The following is a 16,647-nucleotide window of genomic DNA, read 5'->3' on the forward strand; positions in this document are numbered from 1 at the left end:
CGCCTCCCTGCTTACCCCTGCTGGTCCAACCGCGCCACTTCATCGTCTGCCAGGCCGAACGTCGCCTGGAGCAGATCCAGGATGCGCTGCTCCGCGGTGCTCGTCCGCCCGGACGCATGGGCGATCTTGGTGGCCAGCTGGTACGCCTTGACGCGCTGCGAGTGCGTGGCCAGCCCGTGCGCCAGGACATGGAGCCGCTGGGGCAGCCCGTCCGACGCTAGCGCCGCCACCGACTCGCTGACGAAGCCCTGCGCCCGCTCCGGGCTCACGTTCTGGAAGAGGGGATCCGCCGCGAAGCTCTCCACCATCGCGCGGGCCTCCGCCTCCTTGAGCTGGCCGTCCGCCGCCAGCACCAGCACCATCACCTCCGCGAACAGCCGCTCCAGGGGCTCGCCCAGCGCCTCCGACAGGCTGCCCCCCTGCTCGATGACGTCGATGATCTGCGCGACCTCGTCCTCGGAGATGCCCAGGGCCGCCTGGAACGTCTTGAGCAGCCCCAGCTCCGAGCGCGTGGCCCGCTGGTCCGCCAGCGCCACCGCCGCCGCCAGCCCGAAGGCCAGCATCCGGTTCTTGTGGTCCGGCAGCCGCCGCCGCAGCGAGGCGAGCACCTCCTCCAGGTTGCGCGCCTCCGACAGCCGCACCGCGCTGGACTCCACCAGCAGGTTCAGCTCGCCGGACTGCGTGCCCTCGAACTCCGGGCGCTCCAGCACGCGGGCCAGCAGCGTCTGCATCTCACGCTGGGACACGCTGCCGTCCGCCATGGCGGCCAGCAACATGGCCTCCACCAGCGCCGCGTTGCGCTCCTTGCGCGCCTTTACTGCCTGCTCTCGAGCCATGGACTGGCGCTCCCTTGCGTGTCGGGGGTGGGGGGGGTGACCGCGGGCCCGTCTTCCGTCGCGTTCAGCGGGTCCGGGTTCAGCGTCTTGTCCAAGAGGTGCGTGGGGCGCACGTTCGACATCGCGTTGAGCAGGCTCTGGCGGACGTTGGGGATCTCCTTGCCCAGGTCCTCCACCAGCTTCTGCATCCGCTTGCGCTGCAGGTTCTCCTGCGACCCGCACAGGTCGCAGGGGATGAGGGGGAACTGCTTCGCCTCCGCGAACTGGATGATCTCCTTCTCCGGCGCGTAGCACAGCGGCCGGATGACCACGTTGCGGCCGTCGTCGCTCTTCAAGAGCGGCGGCATCGCCTTGAGGCTCCCGGCGAAGAACATGTTCAGGAGCATCGTGTGGATGAGGTCGTCGCGGTGGTGGCCCAGGGCGATCTTGTTGCAGCCCAGGTGCACGGCGGCGTTGTAGAGGATGCCCCGGCGCAGGCGCGAGCACACCGAGCACTGCGTCTTCCCGGGCGGGGTCTTCTCCAGGACGATGCTGTAGGTGTCCTCCTTCAGCATCTTGTAGGCGTAGCCTTCCTTCTGGAAGTAGCCCTCCAGGACGTGGCCCGGGAAGCCCGGGTGGCCCTGGTCCAGGTTCACCGCCAGCAGGTCGAACTTCACGGGGGCCCGCCGCTGCAGCTCCCGCAGCAGGTGGAGCATCGTGTAGGAGTCCTTGCCTCCCGACACGCCCACCATGATGCGGTCCCCGGCCTCGATGAGGCGGAAGTCCGCGATGGCCCGGCCCATGTGGCCAAGCAGGCTCTTTTCAAGACGTTGGGCGTCGTTCATCGGCGGGGCCATCCTAGCGGCGGTTCGGGAAAAAACACGTCAAAGGGGCGGGCCGGTCCGCTAGCCTGCTCCCCGCGATGCCGACCTTTCCTCAGGGAGCCGTGGATGTGGTGGACCGCGCGGGCGAGGAGGCCGCCACGCGGGTGCTGGAGGCCGCGCCGGAAGTGGCGGTGGACCTGGAGGCGGACGCCATGCACGCCTTCCGGGCCCGCCTGTGCTTCCTCCAGCTGGGCACCGACACGGACATCTTCCTCTTCGACACGCTCCAGCCGGGCGTGGATCCACGCCTGCTCTCCCCCATGATGGAGGACCCCGGGCGCACGAAGTACTTCCACGCCGCCCAGGGCGACCTGCAGTTCCTCGCGGAAGCGGGCGTGCGCGTGCGCGGCCTCTTCGACACGCACCGCGCCGTGACGCTCCTGGGGTGGCCCAAGGTGGGCCTGGCGGACCTGGCGCGTGAGCGGCTGGGCGTGGAGCTGCCGAAGGAGCACCAGCAGTCCGACTTCTCCCTGCGTCCCCTGCCCCCGGGCATGCGGGACTACATCGCCAACGACGTGCGCTACCTCTGCGAGCTGGGCCGCCAGGTGAAGGGCGCGTGCCGCGAGGCGGACATCCTGGAGGAGGTGCTGCTGGACTGCGAGCGCATGTGCGCGGAGGCCGAGGCCCGGCCGGAGGTGGGCGCCGAGTACAAGCCCAAGCTGTCGCGCAGCGGCCTGTCCCCGGTGCAGTACGCGCTCGCGCACGCCATCGCGCAGGGGCTGCACAAGCTGCGGCTGGAGTGGGCGGAGAAGGACAACGTGCCCATGGGCCGCATGCTGTCCAACATGGCCATCACCGACCTGGCCCTGAAGCAGCCGGACACGCACAAGGACCTGGCGCGCGCGGCCGGCGTGCGGGGCGCGGTGGTGCGCGCGCACGGCGACGCCATCCTCGCCCTCATCCGCGACCTCCAGCAGAAGGCCACCCGGGGCGAGCTGGACCTGGACAAGGAGCCCAAGGGTCCGCGCGACCCCCACCGGCGCAAGCGCGAGGACGCGCTCAAGGCCTTCCGTGTCGAACAGGCCACCCTGCGCAAGGTGACGCCCAGCGTGGTGCTCACCAATCCGCTCATGGACGCGCTGGCGTCGAAGCCGCCCGCGGACGTGGAGGCGTTGTCGCAGGTGCCCTACTTCGGGGAAAAGCGGATCAAGCTGTACGGCGACAAGCTCGTCACGCTGCTCAAGCCGTTTCCGGTGCTGGGAAGCTGACGTTCGCCCGCGACGCAAAGGCAACTGGGGTACGCTTCGGCTGAATCGTGCGCGGGCCTTGTGCATCCCTTGTCGGCTCGCTGTCCATGACCCCGGAACGCAGGTGTTCAAGCGCCATCTGCGGCTCCGGTGCCGGTTGCGAGAACCGCGTGCGTGCGTACCTTTGACGCCGCACACAGGGAGGGCGTGGTCATGCTGGGAGCCAGGACAGGCGGGGCGCGGACAGAGGTCTCCCGGTGCATCGCCGCGAGCCTGCAGTGCCAGACGGCCTGCGAGGCGGGCATGGCGCGCCTGGTGGCGCAGGGCTTCGCGGCGGATGACGACGCGGTGCGCCTCTTGCGCCAGTGCGCGGAGCTGTGCGAGCTCAACGTGCGCGCGCTCCAGAAGGAGAGCCGGCTGTCGCGCCGCACCGCCAGCCTGTGCTTCGAGCTGGGCAGCCAGGTGGCCCGTGCCGCGTGGCTGGAGGCGCAGGACCCGGCCTCGCACGCGCTCGCGCGGGACGCGCTGCACCTGGCGCGCGCGTGCCGCCCGCTGGTGTTCGCGGCCTGAAGCGAGCCTGAAGCCCGCTAGAGCTTGATGCCGTACAGCGCGCCGTACTTCGCGCGCAGGTACGCCAGGAAGTCCCGGTCCGTGAGCCCCTCGCCGGTGATGGCGCGCACGCGCTCCTCCGCGGGCAGCCGGAAGCCCTGCGCGTGCAGGTTCGCGCGCAGCCAGCCCAGCAGCGGCGCCGTGTCCCCCCGGGCGAGGTCCGCCTCCAGCGACGGCAGCGCCCGGTTCGCGGCGGCGTACAGCGAGGCCGCGTAGAGGTTGCCCAGCGAGTACGTGGGGAAGTAGCCCAGCTCTCCCCAGGCCCAGTGGATGTCCTGGAGCACGCCCTGGGTGTCGTCCGGGGGCGTCATCCCCAGGTAGCGCCGCATGCGCTCGTTCCACGCGGACGGCAGCTCCGACACGGGCAGCTCGTCGCGCAGCATCGCCAGCTCCAGCTCGTAGCGCAGGGCGATGTGCAGGTTGTACGTGACTTCGTCCGCCTCCACGCGGATGAGCGACGGCACCACGTGGTTGATGCCCGCGTGGAAGCCGTCCAGCTCCACGTCCGCGAGCGCCTCCGGGAAGGCCTCCTTCAGCGCGGGGAAGTGGTGCACCCAGAAGGCGCGGCCGCGGCCCACCAGGTTCTCCCAGAGGCGGGACTGGGACTCGTGCAGGCCCATGGAGGGCACCGACGCGAGCGGCGTGCGGTGGTGCTCCGGGGAGAAGCCCTGCTCGTACAGGCCGTGGCCCGCCTCGTGGAGCGTGCCGAAGAGGGCCGCGGGCGGCCACGCCGCGTCCAGGCGCGTGGTGAGGCGCACGTCCTGCGCGTGCACGCTGTTGGTGAAGGGGTGGATGCTGACGTCCTGGCGGCCCGCCTCCAGGTCGAAGCCCACGGCCTTCAAGAGCCGCATCGTGAACTGCCACTGCTTGCCGGTGTCGTAGGCGCGGCCGGAGAGGAACGCGGGGAAGGCGCGCTTCTGCTCGCCCAGCGCGGCCACCATGGGGATGAGCGAGCCGCGCAGCGCGGTGAGCACCGGCGTGAGGCGCTTCACGCGCATGCCGGGCTCGAAGCCCTCCAGCAGCGCGTCGTAGCGCTCGCCGTCGTGGCCCTGCGCGTCCGCCTGCTCACGCCGCAGCGCGAGCAGCGCCTCCAGCGCGGGCTGGAAGCGCTCGAAGCGCTTCGTCGTGCGCGCCTCGCGCCAGGCCTGGAGGCCCTCCCCCTGCGCCTCCGCCAGCGCGGTCACCAGGCGGGCGGGCAGGCGCACCGCGCGGTCGCGCTCGCGGGTGAGGACGCGCACCATGGCGCGCTCGTCGGGCGTGAGGGCCTCGAAGTCCGGGCCTCCCTCCGCGGCGCGGGCCAGGGCCTCGCCCAGGCGGGGGTCCACCAGCCGCTCGTGGTGGAGGGCCTGGACGGTGGCCAGCTGCTGGGCGCGGGCGGAGGCCGCCTTGGAGGGCAGGTAGACCTCCCGGTCCCAGGAAGCCAGGTTGATGACGCTGTTCAGGTCGTTCAGCTCGTGCATCCGCGAGCGCAGCCAGGTGTCCATGGCTGTGTTTCTAGCGTGCTTCCAGGGTATGAGGTCGCCCGCGATGGCCAACATCCTCCAATTCTTCATGGCACCCGACGACGAGGTCGCCTTCTTCCGCTTCCTGGAGCGCCACGTCCTGGAGGTCTACCCCCGGCGCGTGCCCCCGGACTGGGTGCCCTTCCGGGCCACCCCGGACAACATCCCGCGCCTGCCGGAGGAGGACCTCTACCTGGTGGCCAGCGAGATTGGCCCCGCCATGGTGGACAAGGTGAAGCGCGGCCCGGACAAGGGCTTCTGGCGCATCGACGAGGTGCGCTCGCCCGTCATCTTCATTGAGCGCTCGCGCCGCAACGAGGAGGGCGAGCTGCTCAGCGGGAAGATGTGGGTGGAGCTGGAGGTGACGTCCCAGACGGGCCGCCGCGACGCGGCCCCGGACAAGTTCCGCCGCCTGTACATGGAGGTGGAGGAGTTCGTGAAGAAGACCTTCCGCCGGGGCGACCCCAAGGACTTCTTCGTCGGCAACCGCGCCGCGCGCCTCTTCAAGGAAGGCCTGGTGCTGCGCGACTCCGCCTTCCGCGGCGGCACGGTGGTGCCGCACAAGTAGGCCGCGGGAGGCCCCGCCCTACGCTTGCGCCTCGCTCTTGCGCCGCGGCCGGGGCGCCAGCGCGAGCGCGAGCAGCAGCGGGGCCAGCAGCACCGTGGGGAAGAGGAAGCGCAGGTCCGGGTTCGGCGACAGCAGCAGCCACGAGAGCGTGTTGAGCACCGCGGTCATCACCGCCAGCAGCGCGCCCAGGCTGCGCTGCCGCCAGAGCACCACGACCAGCCCCAGCACGAACGCGTACAGCGACGACGAGGGCTGCCACACCAGGGTGCGCAGCAGGCCGTGCTTGCCGTACGAGTCGAAGATGACGTGCTCGTAGAAGTTCTGTGCCGGGGTGAACCACGAGTGGGGACGGACGCCCACCCGGTTCGGGTCCACGGTGTTGCCGCCGCCGTTGAAGGGCCCGATGTAGAGGTCCCCCTCGGGCGCCCAGACGTAGCGCGTGACGCACACCTGCTGCTCCCACAGCTGCTCCGGGTGGCGCTTCGCGTAGCGCCACGCGATGTCCGCCAGCTCCAGCGTGCGCCCCGCCAGCATCTCGCGCTGCAGGGGCGAGCCGAAGACGAGCGGCCCCACGGAGAGGCAGGCGTAGCGCTTGCGCCACTGCTCCAGCGGCATCAGCTCCTCGAGCACGCGGGCGTCCTCGGGCGGCAGCTGGGGGTCCTTCGACACGGCGCCCAGCCGGTGCACGAGCAGCACCTGCTTGAGCACCGGCGGCGCGGGCTCCACGTCCGCCAGCGCGTAGCCGGGGCCGCGCACCATGAACGTGAGCAGCGCCATCACGGACACCATCGTGCCGCGCGCGCGCCGGTCCCCGTAACGCCACAGGCAGGCCAGGAGGATGGGCACGCTCAGGGCCGGCCCGTTGTGGCGCAAGAGCGTGATGCACGCGAGGCACGCGCCCAGCCACGCCGCGTCCGCCACGCGCAAGCCCTCCCGGCGCTCCGCCCGCAGCACCAGCAGCATCACCGCCAGGCACATCAGCGTGAACGGCGCGTCCTTCCACGCCGCGATGACGTTGCTGCCCACCGCGGGCGACAGGGTGACCCACGCCACCACGCCCCACCGCGCCCACGCGGGCACCCGCCAGTGCCCCAGCTCCTCCAGCACCTTGCCCAGCACCGTCGCGAACAGCACCGCCTGGAGCGCGCCCACGGGCGCCAGCGAGCCGAACGGCCACCCCACCACCCACAGCCAGAAGGTGTGGAACGCCGGGTGCCAGTCCTCCAGACGGCCCGTCTGGAGCTGCTCCCACTGCACCAGCGGATCATACGAGATGATCCCCGGGAAGAAGATGAGCCACCACGCGCCCCAGGACAGCAGCGGCAGCAGCGCGTAGCGCGCCCAGCCGGACTGCCGCCGCGCGAACGCCGCCGCCCTCCCCTGCCCCCAGCGCGCCTCCAGCACGAGCCAGAAGAGGGCCCACACCGTCACGGCGAAGAGCACGTCCGCCACGTCCACGTTCCAGAAGCCGGGCCGCAGCCGCGCCACGCTCACCGTGCGGGAGCCATCCGGGTTGGCGCGCTGTTCGAAGGGCAGCGCGCGCACGCCGGGGCCGCTCACCACGGCCCCGCGCAGCGGGAACCACGTCACCTGCTCCACGGTGAGGTCGGCCAGCGGCCGCAGCGTCACCTCCGCGGAGCGCGCGTCCCGGGGCAGCTGGACGCGCACCTCCTGCTGTCCCTCCGGGATGCCGTCGCCCAGCACCTGCTCGACCTCCGCCGGCGTGAGCGGACGCGCCACCGGCGGCGCGTCCTTCTCCACCGTGAAGGACACCTCGCCCGCCAGGGGCCAGCCCGCGGCGGGGAAGCGCACGCGCAGCTCGTTCGCGGGCCCCAGGTACAGCTTGAACGCGGGCCACAGCGCGAGCATCGCCGCCAGCGCGACGAGCGCGAGCCGGGACGACGGGACGGCCCGCCGCGAGGGGGCGGGAGGGGACGCCTGGGGGGCGGGGACGGACGGAGCACCGCCCCCCGGGGAGACGGGGGACGGGACGGCGGGCGCTTCCGCGGCCATGGACGGTTTCCTTCTCTCTAGCTTCCGGTCGCGGCCGACGCGGACTGACGCAGGAGGGGGGCCTCCGACAGGAACTTCAGCTCCGGGTGCTTCTCCTCGGCGTGCTGGAGCGCCCAGTCGTCGCGGAAGAGCACCAGGGGCAGCCCGTCGCGGTCCTGCACCGTCTGGCGGTTGCCTTCCCAGTCGAACGACTTCGGGTCGAAGTTCTGCCCCACCACCCAGCGGGCGTGGCTGAAGGGCAGCCGGTCCAGGGCGATCTTCGCGCCGTACTCATGCTCCAGGCGGTACTGGAGCACTTCGAACTGGAGCGCGCCCACCACGCCGACGATGGGGTCCTTCATGCCCATGGCCAGCTGCTGGAAGATCTGCACCGTGCCCTCTTCGGACAGCTGCTCCAGGCCCTTCTCCATCTGCTTGCGGCGCAGCGGGTCCTTCGAGCGCACCACCGCGAAGAACTCCGGGCTGAAGCGCGGCACGCCCTCGAAGAGCACCTCCTGGTTGCCTTCCGCCAGCGAGTCGCCGATGCGGTACTGCCCCGGGTCGAACAGGCCGATGACGTCCCCCGGCCACGCGTCTTCAATGGACGTGCGCTCCGCGGCCATGAACTGGCTGGGCTTCGCGAGCCGCACCTCCTTGCCCAGGCGCGAGTGGAACGCGTTCATGCCCTTGACGTAGCGGCCAGACACCACGCGCATGAACGCGATGCGGTCGCGGTGCGCGGGGTCCATGTTCGCTTGAATCTTGAAGACGAAGCCCGCGAACTTGGGGTTCGTCGGCTCGCGCGGGCCCTGCGTGGTGGGGCGCGCCGTGGGCGCGGGCGCCAGGTCCAGGAACGCGTCCAGGAAGGGCCGCACGCCGAAGTTCGTCATCGCGCTGCCAAAGAACATGGGCGTCAGCTGCCCCGCGTCGGACTTCTCCCGCGTGAAGGCGTCACCGCCGATGTCGAGCAGCTCGATGTCCTCGTGGAGCTTCGCCAGCTCCGCGTCCGTGAGCACCGACTTGATCTCCTCCGAGTCGATGGACACCGAGCGCTCCGACACCTCCGACTCGCCGTGCGAGCCCTCCGCGGAGAACACGTGCACCACGCGCGCCTGCCGGTCGTAGACGCCCCGGAACTCCGGCCCCATGCCGATGGGCCAGTTCATGGGGTACGAGCGGATGCCGAGCACCTGCTCCAGCTCGTTCATCAGCTCCAGCGGCTCGCGGCCGTAGCGGTCCAGCTTGTTGACGAAGGTGAAGATGGGGATGCCGCGCATGCGGCAGACCTTGAAGAGCTTCTTCGTCTGCGGCTCGACGCCCTTCGCCGCGTCAATGAGCATCACCGCCGCGTCCGCCGCGGAGAGCGTGCGGTAGGTGTCCTCGGAGAAGTCCTGGTGGCCCGGGGTGTCCAGCAGGTTGACCGCGTGGTCGCGGTAGACGAACTGGAGCACGGAGGACGTCACGGAGATGCCGCGCTCCTTCTCCAGCTCCATCCAGTCGCTGGTCGCGTGCCGCCGCGCCCGCTTGGCCTTCACGCTGCCGGCCAGGTGGATGGCGCCGCCGTAGAGCAGCAGCTTCTCCGTCAGGGTTGTCTTTCCCGCGTCGGGGTGGGAGATGATGGCGAAGGTCCGTCGCCGGGCGACCTCCCTCTCGAGCTCGTTGGCCATGATCCGAGGGCAACTATCACGGGCGGTCGTTCCTTGCAGCTTCGCAAGCAGCGCCTGGAGGTCCGGCCGGGCTCCGGCCCTCCGGGGCACCCCTCCTTCCCGCCCACACCGGAGCCACGCCATGCAGCGCATCCTCCATGCCACGGGTACCCCCTGGGAGCCCCGCGTGGGCTACTCGCGGGCGGTGCGCGCGGGCGCCTTCGTGTCCGTCTCCGGTACCACCGCCACGGACGCGGACGGCCAGCTTGTCGGTGAGGGGGACGCCTACCGGCAGGCGGCCCAGGCGCTCGCCAACATCCGCGCCGCGCTGGAGGCGGTGGGCGCCCGGGTGGAGGACGTGGTGCGCACGCGCATGTACGTCACCGACATCTCGCGCTGGGAGGAGATTGGCCGCGCGCACGGTGAGGTGTTCGCGGCCATCCGCCCCGCCACCTCCATGGTGGAGGTGAAGGCGCTCATCGACCCGCGGATGCTGGTGGAAATCGAAGCGGACGCGGTGGTGGCGTCCGCTCCGGCCTGAGGGTGCGCGGGGGGCGGCTCACGGGGTGGCCGTCCTCCGTGGGAGTCCCTACCTTCCAGGTACCATGGGCGTCGAATGGAAGAGCAACATCGACATCGCGGACACGCTGGAGCGGGTGGCGGACCTGCTGGACACGCAGGACGCGATGCCCTTCCGGGTGGGGGCCTACCGCAAGGCGGCGGCCACCATCGCGACCTGGCCGGACTCCGTGGCGCAGGTGCTGGCGGAGAAGGGCGAGGCGGGCCTGAAGGAGCTGCCCGGCGTGGGCAAGAGCATCGCGGCGGCCGTCGCGGAGCTGGTGCGCACCGGGCACATGGAGCTGCTCCAGCGGCTGGAGGGTGAGTCGTCCCCCGAGGGCCTGCTTGCCAGCGTGCCCGGCATCGGGCCGGAGCTGGCGAAGCGCATCCACGAGGAGCTGGGCATCACCACGCTGGAGGCGCTGGAGCTGGCCTCGCACGACGGGCGGCTGGAGCGGGTGGAGGGCTTCGGGCCCCGGCGCGCGGAGCAGGTGCGCGAGGTGCTGGCGGCGCGGCTGGGACGCAACCGGCGGGAGCGCGAGCGGGCGCGCTCCCATGGCGGAGAGGACGGGCCCCGGCCTTCGGTGGCGCTGCTCCTGAAGGTGGACGCGGACTACCGGCGCCGGGCGGAGGCCGGGGAGCTGAAGCGCATCGCGCCCAAGCGCTTCAACCCGTCCGGTGAGGCCTGGCTGCCGGTGATGCGCGAGCACGTCAACGACTGGAACTTTCGCGCGCTGTTCTCCAACACGGCGCTGGCGCACCAGCAGAACGCCACGGATGACTGGGTGGTCCTCTATTACGACCAGGACGACGTCGAGGGCCAGTACACGGTGGTGACCTCCCACGTAGGGCCGCTCAATGGCAGACGCGTGGTGCGCGGGCGTGAGGAGGAATGCCTCGCGTACTACGCCCGCGAGGACACGGCGCACGAAGCGCCGCACGCGGGGGCCTGAAGCGGGAACGACCCGGGGCAGGCAGTGCGCCCGCCCCGTGCCAGTCGCCGGCTCAGGGACTCAAGGCGCCGGTGAGTACACGTCGACGCCCACGCGCGCGCCGCCGCTTCCGCTGCCGCCCGCGACGAGCACGCGGCCCGAGGGCAGCAGGGCCAGCCCGTGGTGCGTGTTGCGCGTGGACAGGGTGCCCGCGACCGTCCACGCGTTCATCGCGACGTCGTACACCTCCGCGGAGTCGAGCACGCCCAGCCCGGAGCCGCCCTCCCCCGTCACCACCAGCACGCGGCCCGAGGGCAGCACCGTGGCGTGCGGCAGGTAGCGCGGCAGGCTCATCGGCGCCACGGTCCTCCAGGTGCCGCGCGCCATGTCGTACAGCTCCGCGGAGCGCAGCGGTCCATCCACGCCCCAGCCGCCCGCCACCAGCACCTGGCTGCCATTGCCCAGCGGCACCGCGATGTGGCCATAGCGCGCCACCGCCATGGACCCCGTGGGCCGCCACGTCCCCGTGGCCGGGTTGAACAGCTCCGCGCTCGCGGTGATGGGGTCCGCACCGGTGGAGCTGCCGCCCATCACCAGCACCTCGCCCGAAAGCAGCGGCACCGCCGCGTGGTACGTGCGCGCGTGTCCCATGGCGCCCGTGGGGCTCCAGGTGCCGGTGGCCGGATTGAACAGCTCCGCGCTGGCGAGCGTGGCGGACGTGCTCGCGCCCGACGCGCCGCCCGTCACCAGCACCTTGCCGGAAGCCAGCAGCGTCGCGGTGTGGCGGGCCCGCCCCGTCCCCAGGTCCCCCACCGGCGTCCAGGTCCCCGTGGCGGGCGCGTACACCTCCGTGGCGGACAGCCAGGTGGAGGCGTCCCGCTGCCCGCCGCTCACCAGCACCCGGCCGTCATTCAACGGCGTGGCGGAGTGCAGGAAGCGCGCGGTGCCCAGCGCGGTGGTGTCCCGCCAGGTGTTCGTCGCCTCGTCGTACAGCACCGCGCTGGACAGCGCGCCGCCCGCCGAGGACGCACCGCCCGCCACCAGCACGTCGCCCGTGTTCAGCCGGGTGGTGCTGAGCTGCGAGCGCGCGGTGACGAGGCTCGCGGCCGGGCTCCACGGAAGGACGGCCGGACGGTAGCGCTCCGCGGACGCATTGCGCGAGCCGGCCTGGGGCACGCCGCCCAGCACGAGCACGTCTCCCGACGTCAGCAGCGCGGCGGCGTGGCTGATGCGGCGCGTGGCCATCGTCGCCGTCTCCGTCCAGGCGCCGGTGGCCGGGCTGTAGAGCGCGGCGCGGTCCAGGTAGGGCTGGCCGCCCGTGGAGCCGCCCGTCACCAGCACCTGCCCGGAGGGCAGCAGCGTCGCCGTGTGGAAGACGCAGAGGAACGGCAGCAGGCCCTGGGACGTCCAGGTGCCGGTGTCCGGGTCGAACAGCTCGGACGTGTCCGTGGCGAGGCTGCCCGCGAAGCCGCCCGACACCAGCACCTGCCCGGACAACAGCAGCGTCGCCGTGTGGCCCGTGCGCTGCGTGGTCATGGTGCCCACCGGCGTCCACTCGCCCGTCATGGGGTCGTAGCGCTCCGCCGTCGCGAGCACGGTCCCGTTGGCGCTGTCCCGGCCGCCCGACACCAGCACCTGACCATCCGGCAGCAGCGTCGCCGTATGGCCCAGGCGCGCCGCGCCCATCCGGCTGGTGGCCGACCAGGTGTTCGTCGCGGGTGAATACAGCAGCGCGCTGGACAGCGCGTTGCCGGAGCCGCTGTCACCGCCCACCACCAGCACCCGGCCGTCGGGGAGCAGCGTCGCGGTGTGCTGGGAGCGGGGCACGTCCAGCCCCGTCACGGCGGACCAGCCGTTGGTGTCCGGGTCGAACAGCTCCGCGCCGCCCGCGGCCAGCACGGAGCTGCCTCCGCCCACCACCAGCACCTTGCCGGAAGCCAGCAGCGTGGCGGTGTGGCGCTGACGGCTCGTGGCCATGGCGCCCAGCGAGAACCAGCGGCCGGTGCGCGGATCATACAGCTCCGCCGCGGACGTGCCCCCGCCCGCGACGAGCACATAGCCATTGCGCAGCGGGGTGGCGGTGGCGTCCACGCGCACCGACGCCATGGTGCCGGCGCTGCTCCACGAGGACGTGTCCAGGCGCGAGGTGGAGGTCGTGGGAGCGTCCATGAAAGACGGTGCTTCGGGGGCGCAGGCCAGCGCGGACGCGAGCGCGAGCGCGGCCAGCAGGCCGTTGAAACGGATACGGGTCATCGAGGGGAGGTCCTTCACTTCATGGGGGATGCGGCTTTCGCCACAGGGGGGCGGCCCCTTAACCCAGACGGACGCAAGACACCACAGCGGAATTCCTCTCAGCCCGACCTCACGGGTAGAATCGGCATTCATGCGAATGCTCACCGCCGCGGTGCTGGCGTCCTTCCTGTGGGGCTGCGGCGCGGCCCAGCCGGTCGTCCCGACCCACTACCGCTCCCACTCCGCCCAGGAGCAGGGGGACCTCCGGATCGGCGGATACATCTCCTCCGAGTGGTCGCTCCAGACGGCTTCGTACTGGATTGAAGGACCGGAGGGCCTGGTCCTCATCGACACGCAATTGCTGCCCTCCGCACTGCTCAAGAAGCTGAAGTTCGCGAAGGACGTCACCGGCAAGGAGCCGAAGCTCGCCATCGTCCTCCACCCGAACCCGGAGAGCTTCAACGGCACGGCCCTGCTCAAGGAGCAGGGCGTCCCGGTGGTCACCTCCGGCCCGGTGCTCGCGCGCATCCCCGCGGTCCACGAGAAGTGGGCGCCCGACCTCTTCAAGCAGTACTGGAACGGCCGCTATCCCCGGACGCTCGTGCTCGCGGACAGCTTGGGCGACAGCACCCGCGAGCTGAGCGCGGCCGGCCTCACGCTGAAGGTCCACGTCCTGGGCGCGGGCTCCAGCGCGGCCCACGTCGTCGTGGAATGGGAGGGCCACCTCTTCACCGGCGACCTCGTGGCCCGGGACACCCACAACTGGTTCGAGGGCGGCGACACCACGGAATGGCTCCAGCGGCTGGAGGAGCTGCGCGCATTGAAACCCAAGTGGATCCACCCGGGGCGCGGACTCCCCGGCGGCCCGGAACTGCTGGACGCGCAGGCCGCCTACGTCCAGGCCGTGCGGGAGGAGGTGACGCGCGAGCGGCGCACGGCGCACCCCAGCAGCGACCCGCTCGCGGCGGTGGAAGCGAAGCTGAAGGAGCGCTACCCCGGCTACGCCTACGTGAAGCTCCTGCCCCACGTGGTGCGCGCGGAGTGGGCCCGGCAGGCGCCCCGGCCCTCCGTCAGCGCGCCCGGGCCCTGAGGCCTCAGCTGCTCGCGGACGTGTAGTGGCGGATGGACATGAGCCACACCCACCGCGCCACCGCCGCGAACGCCACCGCGCCCACCACCGCGCCCACGAGCCACGTCCACGGCAGCCTGCCCAGCAGCGCGAGCGCGGGGAAGGTGGTCATCAGCGCCAGCGGGATGATGAAGGTGAACACCCACGCCAGCGAGCCCCGGAACACCGAGGACGGCCAGCGGGCCGCGTCGAAGATGGACGTGAACAGGTACGTGAGGTTGTCCACCTTCACCACGAAGAAGGCCGCGCTCACCACGAGGATCCACATCGAGTAGAGGATGAGCATGCTCGTCCCAAGCAACACGAGCGACGCGAACACGCCTGGCAATGACGGCCAGCGCCCCAGCGACACGAACGCGTAGACGAACAGCCCCACGCCGGACAGCACGTTCACCGCGCGCCACGGCAGGAAGCGCTGCGTGGACACCAGGAACTGCGCGTCCGCGGGCTTGAGCAGCACGAAGTCCAGCGTGCCCTTGCGGATGTGCTCCACCATGCCCGTGAGGCTGGGGCTGATGGCGCCCTCCAGCACGCCCTGCAAGAGCGTGAACCAGCCCACCACCAGCAGCGACTCCTGGAACGTCCACCCCTCGATGCTGGGCCGCGCGTTGAAGACGACGAACAGCGGCGCCAGCGCGGTGAACGTCCACGCCAGCGACGTGAGCCCTTCCGCCAGGAAGTCCGCGCGGTACTGCAAGGCCAGCAGCCCGGAAGCCTTCAGCTGCACGCCCAGCAGGCGCAGGTAGCGCTTCACGTTCACCGCCCTACCCTCCGAACGCCGCGAAGCGCGCCAGGCCCCGCCGCCAGACGGCCATGGACACCACGCCCAGGCCCGCCACCCACGCCCACTGCGCCCCGAGCAACGCCCACGCCTCCTTCGCCGCGTGCGCCCCCGTCATCAGCTCCACCGGCAGCCCCATCTGGTAGCGGAACGGCAGCCACTCGATGACCGTGCGCACGCCGGCGGGGAAGAACTCCACCGGGAACATGTACCCGGAGCAGACGAAGAACAGCACCATGTAGACTTCCATCAGCTTCTGGCTGCTCTCCAGGTACAGGCTCAGCGTGCCCAAGAGCACGTTCAGATAGAACGTGATGAGCCACGCGCCCGTGATGCCCAGCGCGAACAGCCCCCAGCCCCCCAGCGACGTGGGAATCGCCCGCTCGGCGCCCGCCGCCCACAGGCTGATGCCCAGGACGGGCAGGACGATGGCGACGCGCAGCGGGATGCCCGCCAGCACCTCCGTCGCGTACGCGAGCAGCGGGGAGATGGGCCGCAGGAGCCGCATCGCCAGCGTGCCCTGCTTCACCTCGTAGCTGAGCAGCCACGCCACCCAGGAGCTGGTCATCTGCCGCACGCAGAAGGCCGCGAGGAAGTAGCCCGTGAACTCCGCCTGGCCAAAGCGCCCCACCGCCCCGCCGCGCGCCACCGCCGACCACAGGGCCAGCATGATGAGCGGCATGGTGGTGGCCAGCACCCAGATGATCATCTCCGCGCGGTAGGCCACCGCCTCGGAGAAGCCGATGCGCAGCATCGTGGGCAGCGCCTTGAGGGACGTGCGCAGGCTCATGCGGGCACCGCCGCCTCCCGGGCGGCCTCCGCCCGGCGCGCCTTGCCCTCCTGGAACAGCTCGCTCATCACCTCTTCCAAAGGCGCGTTCTCCACCGTCAGGTCCGTCACCGGCAGCGTGGAAAGCGCCCGGCCCACCGTGGCGTTCACCGCGTCCTGCTGGACCTGGAGCACCGCCGAGCCCGGCTCGTGCGACACCACCTTGCCCAGCGGCGTCAGCAGGGACTCGTCCACCGGCTGGCCCAGCCGCAGCACCACGCGCTTCTCCGGGCGCACGCGCTGCACCAGCGCGTCCAGGCTGCCGTCGTAGGACAGCTGCCCCTTGTCGATGACGATGACGCGCGGGCAGAGCGCCGCCACGTCGTCCATGTAGTGGCTGGTCAGGATGAGCGTGGCGCCCGTCTGCTCGTTGTAGGCCTTGATGAACGCGCGCATCGTCACCTGCATGGACACGTCCAGGCCGATGGTGGGCTCGTCCAGGAAGAGCACCCGGGGGCGGTGGATGAGGGCCGCGGCCAGCTCGCACTTCATCCGCTCCCCCAGGCTGAGCTGCCGGGTGGGCTTGCCGATGAGGTCCTCCAGCTCCAGGAGCGACACCAGCTCCTCCAGCGTCTGCTTGTACTGGAGGCGGGGCACGTCGTAGATGGCGCGGTTGAGTTCGAACGTCTCCGACGGGGGCAGGTCCCACAGGAGCTGCTGCTTCTGCCCCATCACCAGCATGATCTTCTTGAGGAACGCTTCCTCACGCAGCCGGGGCACGTGGCCGTCCACGGTGACTTCACCCTCGGACGGGTGGAGCAGGCCGGCGAGCACCTTGAGCGTCGTCGTCTTGCCCGCGCCGTTGGGGCCCAGGAAGCCCACGCGCTCCCCGGGCTGGATGTCGAAGGTGATGCCGTCCACGGCCTTGACGGCCGTGTAGTCACGGTGGACGAGCGAGCGCAGGGCCGCCTTCAGGCCAGGCGGGCGTTTGTGGACCTGATAGTGCTTGCGCAGTCCGCGGACGGAAATCATGGCGGGATGGGT

The 16,647-nt window shown here is 71.4% G+C and carries 15 protein-coding genes; 6 read left to right on the plus strand and 9 right to left on the minus strand.

The features are described 5' to 3' along the window. Nucleotides 1-11: 11 nt before the first annotated feature. Both NR792_RS19295 and ttcA read right to left on the minus strand, forming a co-directional pair. Complete coding sequence (locus NR792_RS19295) at nt 12-836, minus strand: tellurite resistance TerB family protein (protein ID WP_120528546.1); 825 nt, start codon at nt 834-836, stop codon at nt 12-14. Next, on the minus strand, nt 815-1,672 hold the full coding sequence (gene ttcA / locus NR792_RS19300; RefSeq protein WP_375761479.1) for a tRNA 2-thiocytidine(32) synthetase TtcA: 858 nt from the start codon (nt 1,670-1,672) through the stop codon (nt 815-817). Before ttcA ends, NR792_RS19295 begins: the two co-directional genes overlap by 22 nt. A 65-nt stretch (nt 1,673-1,737) precedes the next feature. Between ttcA and NR792_RS19305 the strand changes: the two genes are divergently transcribed. Both NR792_RS19305 and NR792_RS19310 read left to right on the plus strand, forming a co-directional pair. Continuing rightward, nucleotides 1,738-2,907: a ribonuclease D gene (locus NR792_RS19305; protein ID WP_375761480.1), complete on the plus strand. Its 1,170-nt coding sequence runs from the start codon at nt 1,738-1,740 to the stop codon at nt 2,905-2,907. A 192-nt stretch (nt 2,908-3,099) separates the two neighbouring features. Then, complete coding sequence (locus tag NR792_RS19310) at nt 3,100-3,456, plus strand: hypothetical protein (protein WP_375761481.1); 357 nt, start codon at nt 3,100-3,102, stop codon at nt 3,454-3,456. Nucleotides 3,457-3,473: 17 nt separating this feature from the next. Here the strand turns inward: NR792_RS19310 and NR792_RS19315 are convergent, their stop codons facing one another. Continuing rightward, nucleotides 3,474-4,979, minus strand: a complete 1,506-nt coding sequence (locus tag NR792_RS19315) for a carboxypeptidase M32 (protein ID WP_375761482.1) — start codon at nt 4,977-4,979, stop codon at nt 3,474-3,476. 43 nt (nt 4,980-5,022) lie between these two features. On the opposite strand from NR792_RS19315, the gene NR792_RS19320 reads away from it, so the two are divergent. After that, nucleotides 5,023-5,565, plus strand: a complete 543-nt coding sequence (locus NR792_RS19320) for a hypothetical protein (protein ID WP_171415836.1) — start codon at nt 5,023-5,025, stop codon at nt 5,563-5,565. Between the two features lie 18 nt (nt 5,566-5,583). Here NR792_RS19320 and NR792_RS19325 read toward each other — a convergent pair whose 3' ends face one another. Then, nucleotides 5,584-7,578, minus strand: coding sequence for a hypothetical protein (locus NR792_RS19325; RefSeq protein ID WP_375761483.1), 1,995 nt, complete (start codon nt 7,576-7,578; stop codon nt 5,584-5,586). 17 nt (nt 7,579-7,595) lie between these two features. Continuing rightward, the gene (locus NR792_RS19330; RefSeq protein WP_375761484.1) at nt 7,596-9,224 is read right to left on the minus strand and encodes a peptide chain release factor 3; all 1,629 of its coding nucleotides are present in this window, start codon (nt 9,222-9,224) and stop codon (nt 7,596-7,598) included. A gap of 121 nt (nt 9,225-9,345) precedes the next feature. On the opposite strand from NR792_RS19330, the gene NR792_RS19335 reads away from it, so the two are divergent. Together NR792_RS19335 and NR792_RS19340 are read left to right on the plus strand one after the other, a co-directional pair. Then, entirely contained in the window at nt 9,346-9,744 is a 399-nt protein-coding gene (locus NR792_RS19335) for a RidA family protein (RefSeq protein ID WP_375761485.1), read from the plus strand. Between the two features lie 64 nt (nt 9,745-9,808). Continuing rightward, a complete protein-coding gene (locus tag NR792_RS19340) occupies nt 9,809-10,714 on the plus strand; it encodes a helix-hairpin-helix domain-containing protein (protein ID WP_375761486.1) in 906 nt (301 codons plus the stop codon). 60 nt (nt 10,715-10,774) lie between these two features. On the opposite strand, the gene NR792_RS19345 is transcribed toward NR792_RS19340, so the two are convergent. Next, nucleotides 10,775-12,946 carry a Kelch repeat-containing protein gene (locus tag NR792_RS19345; RefSeq protein ID WP_375761487.1) on the minus strand — a complete coding sequence of 724 codons (2,172 nt, stop codon included), beginning with the start codon at nt 12,944-12,946 and terminating at the stop codon, nt 10,775-10,777. A gap of 130 nt (nt 12,947-13,076) precedes the next feature. On the opposite strand from NR792_RS19345, the gene NR792_RS19350 reads away from it, so the two are divergent. After that, on the plus strand, nt 13,077-14,015 hold the full coding sequence (locus NR792_RS19350) for an MBL fold metallo-hydrolase (RefSeq protein WP_375761488.1): 939 nt from the start codon (nt 13,077-13,079) through the stop codon (nt 14,013-14,015). Between the two features lie 4 nt (nt 14,016-14,019). Here the strand turns inward: NR792_RS19350 and NR792_RS19355 are convergent, their stop codons facing one another. The 3 genes from NR792_RS19355 to NR792_RS19365 are packed head-to-tail and all read right to left on the minus strand — an operon-like array spanning nt 14,020 to nt 16,635. Further along, on the minus strand, nt 14,020-14,814 hold the full coding sequence (locus tag NR792_RS19355; RefSeq protein ID WP_375761489.1) for an ABC transporter permease: 795 nt from the start codon (nt 14,812-14,814) through the stop codon (nt 14,020-14,022). 4 nt (nt 14,815-14,818) lie between these two features. After that, complete coding sequence (locus NR792_RS19360) at nt 14,819-15,625, minus strand: ABC transporter permease (RefSeq protein ID WP_375761490.1); 807 nt, start codon at nt 15,623-15,625, stop codon at nt 14,819-14,821. Further along, complete coding sequence (locus tag NR792_RS19365) at nt 15,622-16,635, minus strand: ATP-binding cassette domain-containing protein (protein WP_375761491.1); 1,014 nt, start codon at nt 16,633-16,635, stop codon at nt 15,622-15,624. Before NR792_RS19365 ends, NR792_RS19360 begins: the two co-directional genes overlap by 4 nt. Nucleotides 16,636-16,647: the final 12 nt, after the last annotated feature.

Source organism: Corallococcus exercitus, from assembly GCF_042231735.1.
Lineage (GTDB): Bacteria > Myxococcota > Myxococcia > Myxococcales > Myxococcaceae > Corallococcus > Corallococcus exercitus_B.